Raw genomic sequence first — 8,758 nt, forward strand, 5'->3', positions numbered from 1 at the left:
CGGCGTCCTTGGTCCTCTGCCCGTGGTCGGCGAGGGCCTCAACGATAGTGCGCATATCGCGTATGGGAACCCCCTCCTCGAGCAGATTTTGCAGGACCTTGACCACCGCCGAGATCACCTCCACGCCCCCGTCGACGTTGCGCGAGGAGATGACGACGGCGTCCGGGCCGTGCTGCTCACGGACCTTGCGGAGCGCCTCGCGCGTGTTCGCGGCGAAGATGCGCTTGATTCGCATACTCGATTACCCCTGCTTGACGGATTCCTCCTGGCCCTGGCCTCCCACCGTGGCGACGATGCGCACCTGGCGGTCGTCCGGGACCTCGTTGTAGGAGAGGACGTAGAGCCCCGGCGCCGTATTGCGCGTCAGGCGCCGCAGCCAGATCCGCAGCTGCGGCGACGTCAGCAGCACGGCGGGCTGACCGGCGGTCTCTTGACGCTCCACGGCCTCGCTGAGCGAGCGCTGCATCCGCTCGGCGAGGCCCGGCTCGAAGCCGGCCCCCTCCTCCCCGGCTCCCTGCACGGTATTGAGCAAGAGCTGTTCCAGCTGCGGCTCCAGGGTGATGACCGACATCTCCTGCTCCATGCCGACAATGTCCTGGACGATCATCCGGCTGAGCGCCTCGCGCACCGCCTGGGTCAGCTGCCCGGCGTCCTTGGTCCTCTGCCCGTGGTCGGCGAGGGCCTCAACGATAGTACGCATATCGCGTATGGGAACCCCCTCCTCGAGCAGATTTTGCAGGACCTTGACCAACACCGAAAGCGGCAGCGTATTCGGCACCAGCTCCTCGACGAGCTTGGGCTGGCTCTGGCCGAGGATATCGAGCAGCTTCTGCGCCTCCTCGTGGCCGAAGAGCTGGTGGGCGTTGCGCTGGATCACCTGCGAGAGGTGGGTGGCGATGACGGTGCTCGCGTCGACGACCGTATAGCCGAGGGTCTGGGCGTAGTCGTGCTGCGAGGCCTCGATCCAGACGGCGTCGAGGCCGAAGGCCGGATCCTTGGTGGTGGTCCCGGGCAGCTCGCCGTGGACCGTACCCGGGTTGATGGCCAGCTCCCGGCCCGGCTGGGCCTCGCCCTCGGCCAGGGGCACCCCGTGGATGCTCACCCGGTAGACGTTCGGCCCGAGGTCGAGGTTGTCGCGGATGTGCACCGGCTGGACCAGGAAGCCCAGGTCCTGGGAGAGCTTCTTGCGCACCCCCTTGATGCGGGTCAGCAGCTGCCCGCCCTGGCTGCGGTCGACCAGGGGGATCAGGCCGTAGCCGACCTCCAGGCCCACGGGGTCGACGGGCGGGACGTCGTCCCAGGTCAGCTCCTTCTGCTCGGGATCCTCGGGCTCCGCGGACTCGCTCGCCTCGGCGGCGCTCGGGCTCGCCTGGGCCGCGGCCTGCGCCTCCCGGTACCCGGCGTACCAGGCCCCGGCGGCGCAGAGCCCGGCGAAGAAGAGGAACGGCAGCGCCGGCAGCCCGGGCGCGAGGCCGAGCAGGCCGATGATGGTCGCCACCACCCACAGCACCCGCGGGTTGCTGAACAGCTGCTGGGTGACGTCGTCGGTCATCCGCCGGCTGTCGGAGTCGCGGGTGACCAGGATCGCCGTGGCGCTGGAGAGCACCAGCGAGGGGATCTGCGCCACGAGGCCGTCGCCGATGGTCAGCAGCGTGTAGTTGTGCGCCGCCTCCTCGACGGCCATGCCGTGCTGGGCCATGCCGATGATCAGCCCGCCGACGATGTTGATCAGCAGGATCAGGATGCCGGCGATGGCGTCGCCGCGCACGAACTTGGCGGCGCCGTCCATGGAGCCGTAGAAGTCGGCCTCCCGGGAGACCTCGTCGCGGCGGGTGCGCGCCTCCTCCTGGCTGATCAGCCCGGCGTTGAGGTCGGCGTCGATGGCCATCTGCTTGCCGGGCAGCGCATCGAGGGTGAAGCGCGCCGTGACCTCGGAGATCCGCCCCGCGCCCTTGGTGACGACCACGAAGTTGATGATCACCAGGATGGCGAAGACGACGAAGCCGACGACGTAGTTGGCGCCGACCACGAAGTCGCCGAAGGCCTGGATGACGTTGCCGGCGGCGTCGGTGCCGGTGTGCCCCTCGAGGAGGATGATCCGCGTCGAGGCGATGTTCAGGGCCAGCCGCAGCAGGGTGGCCACCAGCAGGATCGTCGGGAAGACCGCGAACTCCAGCGGCCGCAGGATGTAGACGGTGACCAGCAGGATCGACAGCGACAGGACGATATTGAAGGTGAAGAGCAGGTCCAGCACCAGCGGCGGCAGGGGCAGGACCATCATGGTCAGCAGCGCGATGACGAGCAGCGGCGTGCCCAGCCCCCGCGAGCCGACGGTGCGGATCCGCTCGGCGATCGCCGTCGTATTCACGGCCGCGCCTCCCCGCCGGCGCCCTCGTCACCGTCGGCGCGGAACTCCTCGGGGATCTCCGGCTGCGGCTCCGCCGGCGGCGCCTGGCCGTGGCGCTGGGCGGCCTGGCGCTGGTAGATGTAGGCGAGCACCTGGGCGACGGCGAAGTACAGCCCCGCCGGGATCTCCTCGTCGAGCTTGGCCGAGTAGTACAGCGCCCGCGCCAGCGGCGGGGCCGGGAAGAGGGGCACGCCGTGCTCCTCGGCGGCCGAGCGGATCCGCGCCGCGACCAGGTCGGTCCCCTTGGCCACCACCGTGGGCGCGTGCATGCGCGCCTGGTCGTACTGCAGGGCGACGGCGAAGTGGGCCGGGTTGGTGACCACGACGTCGGCCTCGGGGAGGTTGTCCATCATCCGGCGGTTGGCCGCCTCGCGCTGCTCCTCGCGGATGCGCTGCTTGACCTCCGGCTTGCCCTCGGTCTGCTTGAACTCCTCCTTCACCTCCTGAGGGGTCATGCGGATCTTCTGCGTGTACTCGTGGATCTGGTAGGGGATGTCGATGGCCACCACGATCAGCAGCGAGAGCGTCAGCAGGAAGAAGAAGACGTAGAACAGGTGCATCCCCGAGGCCATCGCCGGCTCCAGGGGCTGGCGGCTGAGCGCGTAGAAGTCGTCGAAGTAGAGGTAGAACAGGCCGAGCGCCGTGGCGCCGACGACGAGCACCTTGCCCAGCGCCTTGCCGAGCTCCACCGCCGCCCGCGGGCCGAAGATCCGCCCCAGCCCCTTGATCGGGCTGAGCTTCTCGGGGTTCGGCGCCATGGGCTGGAAGGAGAAGCTCCAGCCGCCGAGGGCGACCGGGGCGAGCACCGCGGCGAAGAGCATGACGGTGATGAAGGGGGCGACGAGGAGCAGGCCCCGCCCCATGGCCTCGTGGAGCTGCTGCACGGCGATGGTCGGGTCGAAGAGCTGCGCGCGCTCGATGGTGAAGGCCCACTCCAGCAGGTCCGTCAGCCGGCTGCCCATCCAGCCGCCGAGGGCGAGCATCATCAGGGCCCCGACGAGCAGCATGAGCATCGTCGTCAGCTCCGACGAGCGCGGGATCTCGCCGCGCTTGCGCGCGTCCTCGCGGCGCTTCGGGGTCGGATCCTCGGTCTTCTCCTGTCCGTCCTCGCTCTCTTGCGCCACGGCCTAGCCTCCTGCGACTGCCGGCATCCCCAGCAGGGCGCCGATGGTATCGTACGCCTCTTGCCAGATCCCGGCCATGCGCGTGGGAAGCGCCGGGAAGAGGAGCACGGGCAAGAGGACGCCGCCGACGAGGATGGTCATGGGCAGCCCCACGGAGAAGACGTTCATCTGCGGGGCCGCCCGGGTCATGACGCCCAGCGAGAGGTTGATCACCAGCATGACGGTGACCATCGGCAGGGCGATGAGCACCGCCCCGGCGTACATCTGCGTCCCCCAGCTCACCACCCCCCAGAGGTCGCTGCGCTCCAGGCTCAGCGCCCCCACCGGGACCGCCGAGAAGCTCTCGGCGAGGAGCTGGACGATCATCAGGTGGCCGCCGACGATCAGGAAGAGCAGCGTGGCGAGGACCAGCAGGAACTGCGAGATCACCGGCACGGACATCCCCGTCTGCGGATCGACCATGGTCGCGAAGCCCAGCCCCATCGCCAGGGCGACGCTCTCGCCGGCGATGACCACGGTGTTCAGCGCCAGGGCCAGGACGAAGCCAATGATCAGCCCGACCAGCACCTCCTGCCCGGCGACGAGCAGCCCCTCCGGGGCGAGGGGGTTGACCTGCGGGATCTCGCCGACGGCGGGCATCACGGCCACCGTCAGCACCACCCCGAGGAAGACCCGGATGCGCAGCGGCAGGAGGTTGTTGCCGAAGACCGGGGCCACCAGGGCCGCGGCGCCCACCCGGGTGAGCGGGTACATGAACTGCCCCACCCAGGCGGCGATCTCGGCGAAGGTCAGCTCCATTCAGCGCAGCATCCCCGGGATGCCCTCGTAGAGCCCCTGGGTGAAGTCGACGATCACCTGGGTCATCCACGGCGTCATCAGGAAGAGCACCACCGCCAGGCCGGCGAGCTTGGGCACGAAGGAGAGGGTCTGCTCGTTGATCTGCGTCGCCGCCTGGAACATGCCGACAATCAGGCCGATGACCAGCGCGGCCAGGAGGACCGGCCCGGCCAGGAGGATCGCCACGGTCAGCGCCTCGCTGCCGAGCTCAACCGCCTTCTCTTGCGTCATCCGCGACCTCCATCACGCTTGTGCGCCCCGGGCGAGGCGGCTCACACGAAGAAGCTCGACGCCAGCGTCCCCATAATCAGCGACCAGCCGTCAACGAGGACGAAGAGCAGGAGCTTGAACGGCAGGGAGATGATCATCGGCGAGAGCATGAGCATGCCCATGGACATCAGGATGCTCGCCACCACCAGGTCGATGACGAGGAACGGCAGGTAGATGACGAAGCCGATGATGAACGCCGTCTTGAGCTCGCTGGTCATGAACGCCGGGATCAGCACCGTCATCGGCACCTCCTCCGGGCTCTCCACCTCGCCGTAGTCGGCGATGCGCAGGAACAGGGCGATGTCGTTCTCCCGCGTCTGCCGGGTCATGAACGCCCGTAGCGGCTCGCTGGCCGACTCCAGGGCCTCGGCGGGCCCCATCTCCTCGGCGAGGTAGGGCTGCAGCGCCTGCTCGTTGATCCGGTCGAAGACCGGCATCATCACGAACAGCGTCAGGAACATCGCCAGCCCGACCAGGATCTGGTTGGAGGGCGTCGACGCGGTCCCGAGGGCCTGGCGCAGGATGGCGAGGACGACGACGATCCGGGTGAAGGAGGTCATCATCAGGACCATCGCCGGCAGCAGCGTCAGCATCGTCATGAGGACGAGGACCTGCAGGCTCAGGCTCCAGGTCTCGCCGTCCTCGGTCTGCTCGATGCTCAGCGCCTCGAGGCCCGTCTGCCCCGCCGCCAGGGCGGGGAACAGGAGCAGCAGCAGCGCCAGGACGAGGGAGGCGTATCGGGGCATGGGGGCTACTTGCTATCGGTTGGCTGCATCATCCGGCGCAGCCGGGCCGCGAAGGAGTCGCTCGCGGGCGCGGGCGCCTCGCCGGTGCCGGCTACAGGGGTCTCCAGCACGTGCAAGGTCTGTACCCGCCCCGGCGCCACCCCGAGCAGCAGCTGGGTCTGCCCGATCTGGACGAGCACGATGCGCTCGCGCTGGCCGACCGGCAGGGCCCCGAGCACGCGCATCTGCCCCGAGGCCGTCGCCCGGCCCCCGGCGTGGCGGCGCAGCAGCCACCCCCCCGCGAGGATCAGGCCGACGATGGCGAGCAGGGCGACGAGGATCCGGACGATGGCCTGGCCCTGGACGCCGGGGGCGATCTCCGCGGCCCCGGCCACCGGCGCGAGCGTCACCATATTGACGCCTAGCGCGGCGAGGGCCGCTGTGCGCAGGCGCTGCCGGGCCGCTCGTCGGGGGCGCCGCGCCCGGTCCATCAGCGCAGCTTCTTGACCCGCTCGGCCGGGCTGATGACGTCGGTCAGGCGGATGCCGAAGCGCTCGTTGACCACCACCACCTCGCCGTGGGCGATCAGGGTGCCGTTGACCATGACGTCGAGCGGCTCGCCGGCGAGGCGGTCGAGCTCCACTACGGAGCCCTGGTTGAGCTGGAGCAGGTGGCGGATGCTGATCTGGGTGCGGCCGATCTCCATGGACAGCGTCACCGGGATATCGAGGATGACGTCGATATTGCCCTCCTCCTCGGTGCCGCTGGCCGCGGTGGCGGCCGGGTCGAACTCATCGAGCTCCACGGCCCGCTCACCGCCGCCGCGAGCGGAGGACTTCTTGCCGCCGGCGGCCGACGAGCCGCCCTCGCTCGCCGGGCCCGCGCCGGCGCCCTGCCCGTCCTCCTCCTCGTTGAGGGCGGCCGCCCACTCATCGGCGAGGGCCTGCTCGTCGCCGCTGCCCTCGCCGCCGTCGGCGCCCTGCTGCTCGGCCAGGGCGTCGGCCCAGTCCTCGCCGGGCTGCTCGCGGTCGTTCTCCTCGCTCATCGCACCACCCTCATCACCTCTTGGCTGCCTCCACCCCCTCGGCGGAGATCGCTACTCACCGTGCTCGCCCGTGTTCTGCTCCGCGGTAATCCGCGCGACCTGCTGCTGGACCGACTCCTCCCCCTCCTCGCGGCCGCGCTCCTCGCGGCGCACCTGCTCGCGCTCGGGCAGCAGGGTCTCGCGCTCCGGCGCCTCGACCTTCTGGTCGATGCGGATGGCCGCATGGCCCTCGCAGACCCCGTAGGTGCCGTAGAAGAGCGGGACCTCCTCGGCCTCGAGGATGACCTGCTCGGGCATCTCGATGGGGATCACGTCGCCGGCCTTCAGGTGCATGAGGTCCCGCAGGGTGATCTGGGAGCGCGCCAGCGTGCTGTGCAGCTCCACCTTGGCCGTCTTCATCTCCTCGCGCAAGGCGCGCGCCCAGCGGTCGTCCACGTCGTTGCGGTCGGACTGCACGCCGGCGTCGAGGATCTCGCGGATCGGCTCGACCATGGTGTACGGCAGGGTGATGTGGATATCCCCGCCGCCGCCGTCGAGCTCGACGTGGAACTTGCTGATCACCACCACCTCGGTGGGGCTGACGATGTTGGCGAACTGCGGGTTGACCTCCATGTTCACGTACTCGAAGTCGACCCCGAGCACCGGGTTCCACGCCTCGCGCAGGTCCTCGAAGGCCTGGTCGAGCAGCAGCCGGATGACCCGCTGCTCCGTCGGGGTGAACTCCCGGCCCTCGACCTTGAGGTAGAACTGCCCCCCGCCGCCGAAGAAGTTGTCCACCACCAGGAAGACGAGCTTGGGGTCGATGACGAACAGCCCCGTACCGCGCAGCGGCGGGACCCGGATGATGTTCAGGCTCGTCGGCACGAAGAGGGTGTGCACGTACTCGCCGAACTTCATCATCTCCACGCCGGTGACCGAGACCTCCGGCGTGCGGCGGAGCATGTTGAACAGCCCGATCCGGAACAGCCGCCCGAAGCGCTCGTTGATCATCTCCAGGGTCGGCATCCGCCCCCGGACGATGCGCTCCTCGGCGGTAAAGGTGTACGGCCGGAGCTCCTCGCTCTCCTCGTCCTCCTCGGTCTCGACCTCGCCGCCGTCGATGCCGTGGAGGAGGGCGTCGATCTCGTCTTGGCTGAGAATGTCCTGCTGAGCCATGGCCTCGCGCTCGCCTGTGGCGCTACTGCATCACGAAGCTGGTGAAGTAGACCGCCTCGACCTGGCCCTCGACTTCCCGCTTCTTGAGGATCTCGTTGATCTCGGTGAGCGACTGCTTGCGCAGCTGCTCCCGCCCGGAGCGGGTGTTGAGCGCCTCGAAGTCCTGCTCCGAGAAGAGCAGCAGCAGGTTATTGCGGATCACCGGCATGTGCTTGTCCACCTGGCTCAGCACCTTCTGGCTGCGCGCCATGACCTCCACCTCGGCCTGGAGGTAGGTGATCCGCTGGCCGCGGTCGTAGTTCACCGTCAGCGGCGGCTTGAGCTTGAGATAGACCGGCTCGCTCTTCTCCGGCTCCTGCTCCTCCGCCGCCACCATGCCGGGCGGCGTGATGTAGCCGAGCGCCAGGGCGCCGACGGTCCCCATGGTGGCGAGCATCAAGACGGTCATGACCGCCATGAAGATGTAGACGATCTTCGGCACTACCGAGCCCTCCCGCGCCTGTTGCCGGAACCGATCACCGGGGGGCTCCGCCCCCGATACGCGAGCGCCATTCTAGCGTACGATCACCCCCCTGCTGCTACGGGATCATCGAGCGCTGGCCGCTGCCGGCGCACCCGGCCTTGGCCCAGAGGCGGAGCGTGAGCGGCCCCACGCCCGCTCACGCGTAGTGATCGATCAGGCCGAGGCCGCCGGCGGCCGCCGGCTCGCCGAGCGCCTGCTGCCGCTCGCCGCCCTCCTCGCCGCCGGCCTCGCCCCCGGCGGACGGCTCGCCGCCACCCGGCCCGTCCTGCTCGCCGCCGGAGACGTTGACCTCGACCTCCGTCTGCCCCTGCTCGGCGAGCATCTGCCGCAGCCGGGCGAGATCGCTCTCCAGGGCATCGCGGGTCGCTGCATTGTGGGTGGTGATGTTCACCGTCGTGCGCTCCTCGCCGACGGTCACCTGGATATCGAGCGGCCCCATCCCCGGCGGGTTGAGCTCCAGCCGCGCCCGCTGGACCCCCTGCCCGGCCATCCACTGGACGCGATCGCCGAGCGCCGGCGTGAAGCCGCTCTGCCCCACCGGCTGCGGGATCGCCAGGGCCGCGGCCGTGCCGCGCGCCCCGCTCGCCGCCGACTGGCCGCTGAGCAGCTGGCTGAACTCCCCGCCGCGGCGCGCGGCGGCCTCCTCGCCACCCTCGCCCTCTCCTTGAAGCG

General features: G+C 69.7%; 11 protein-coding genes. All 11 read right to left on the reverse strand.

Annotated elements, in window-relative coordinates:
* Nucleotides 1-235: FHIPEP family type III secretion protein (locus CKO13_RS08755; protein ID WP_200259633.1), on the reverse strand; the 235-nt coding region annotated here is incomplete at its 3' end.
* A gap of 6 nt (nt 236-241) precedes the next feature.
* Nucleotides 242-2,368 (reverse strand): flagellar biosynthesis protein FlhA, encoded by a 2,127-nt coding sequence (gene flhA / locus CKO13_RS08760; protein ID WP_200259636.1) that lies wholly within the window; start codon nt 2,366-2,368, stop codon nt 242-244.
* The gene (flhB, locus tag CKO13_RS08765) at nt 2,365-3,531 is read right to left on the reverse strand and encodes a flagellar biosynthesis protein FlhB (RefSeq protein WP_200259639.1); all 1,167 of its coding nucleotides are present in this window, start codon (nt 3,529-3,531) and stop codon (nt 2,365-2,367) included. Before flhB ends, flhA begins: the two co-directional genes overlap by 4 nt.
* A 3-nt stretch (nt 3,532-3,534) precedes the next feature.
* Complete coding sequence (fliR, locus tag CKO13_RS08770) at nt 3,535-4,329, reverse strand: flagellar biosynthetic protein FliR (RefSeq protein ID WP_200259642.1); 795 nt, start codon at nt 4,327-4,329, stop codon at nt 3,535-3,537.
* Nucleotides 4,330-4,599: a flagellar biosynthesis protein FliQ gene (gene fliQ, locus CKO13_RS08775; protein ID WP_200259645.1), complete on the reverse strand. Its 270-nt coding sequence runs from the start codon at nt 4,597-4,599 to the stop codon at nt 4,330-4,332.
* Between the two features lie 41 nt (nt 4,600-4,640).
* Nucleotides 4,641-5,384, reverse strand: coding sequence for a flagellar type III secretion system pore protein FliP (fliP, locus tag CKO13_RS08780; RefSeq protein WP_200259648.1), 744 nt, complete (start codon nt 5,382-5,384; stop codon nt 4,641-4,643).
* A 5-nt stretch (nt 5,385-5,389) separates the two neighbouring features.
* Nucleotides 5,390-5,854: a flagellar biosynthetic protein FliO gene (gene fliO, locus CKO13_RS08785; RefSeq protein ID WP_200259651.1), complete on the reverse strand. Its 465-nt coding sequence runs from the start codon at nt 5,852-5,854 to the stop codon at nt 5,390-5,392.
* Nucleotides 5,854-6,408 (reverse strand): flagellar motor switch protein FliN, encoded by a 555-nt coding sequence (fliN, locus tag CKO13_RS08790; RefSeq protein WP_200259654.1) that lies wholly within the window; start codon nt 6,406-6,408, stop codon nt 5,854-5,856. The genes fliO and fliN overlap by 1 nt, the downstream gene beginning before the upstream one ends.
* Before the next feature lie 51 nt (nt 6,409-6,459).
* Complete coding sequence (fliM, locus tag CKO13_RS08795) at nt 6,460-7,563, reverse strand: flagellar motor switch protein FliM (protein ID WP_200259657.1); 1,104 nt, start codon at nt 7,561-7,563, stop codon at nt 6,460-6,462.
* 22 nt (nt 7,564-7,585) lie between these two features.
* Nucleotides 7,586-8,044 (reverse strand): flagellar basal body-associated FliL family protein, encoded by a 459-nt coding sequence (locus CKO13_RS08800; protein WP_200259660.1) that lies wholly within the window; start codon nt 8,042-8,044, stop codon nt 7,586-7,588.
* Nucleotides 8,045-8,222: 178 nt separating this feature from the next.
* The coding region (locus tag CKO13_RS08805; RefSeq protein WP_200259663.1) for a flagellar hook-length control protein FliK at nt 8,223-8,758 on the reverse strand (536 nt) is incomplete at its 5' end.

The sequence above is a fragment of the Halorhodospira neutriphila genome, from assembly GCF_016584055.1.
In the GTDB taxonomy this organism is placed as follows: domain Bacteria; phylum Pseudomonadota; class Gammaproteobacteria; order Nitrococcales; family Halorhodospiraceae; genus Halorhodospira; species Halorhodospira neutriphila.

What these genes read in the sequence shown, in the direction of transcription:
- fliR (WP_200259642.1), bottom strand. Translation starts at nt 4,329, where the DNA reads ATGGAGCTGACCTTCGCCGAGATCGCCGCCTGGGTGGGGCAGTTCATG.
- fliQ (WP_200259645.1), bottom strand. Translation starts at nt 4,599, where the DNA reads ATGACGCAAGAGAAGGCGGTTGAGCTCGGCAGCGAGGCGCTGACCGTG.
- fliP (WP_200259648.1), bottom strand. Translation starts at nt 5,384, where the DNA reads ATGCCCCGATACGCCTCCCTCGTCCTGGCGCTGCTGCTGCTCCTGTTC.
- fliO (WP_200259651.1), bottom strand. Translation starts at nt 5,854, where the DNA reads ATGGACCGGGCGCGGCGCCCCCGACGAGCGGCCCGGCAGCGCCTGCGC.
- fliN (WP_200259654.1), bottom strand. Translation starts at nt 6,408, where the DNA reads ATGAGCGAGGAGAACGACCGCGAGCAGCCCGGCGAGGACTGGGCCGAC.
- fliM (WP_200259657.1), bottom strand. Translation starts at nt 7,563, where the DNA reads ATGGCTCAGCAGGACATTCTCAGCCAAGACGAGATCGACGCCCTCCTC.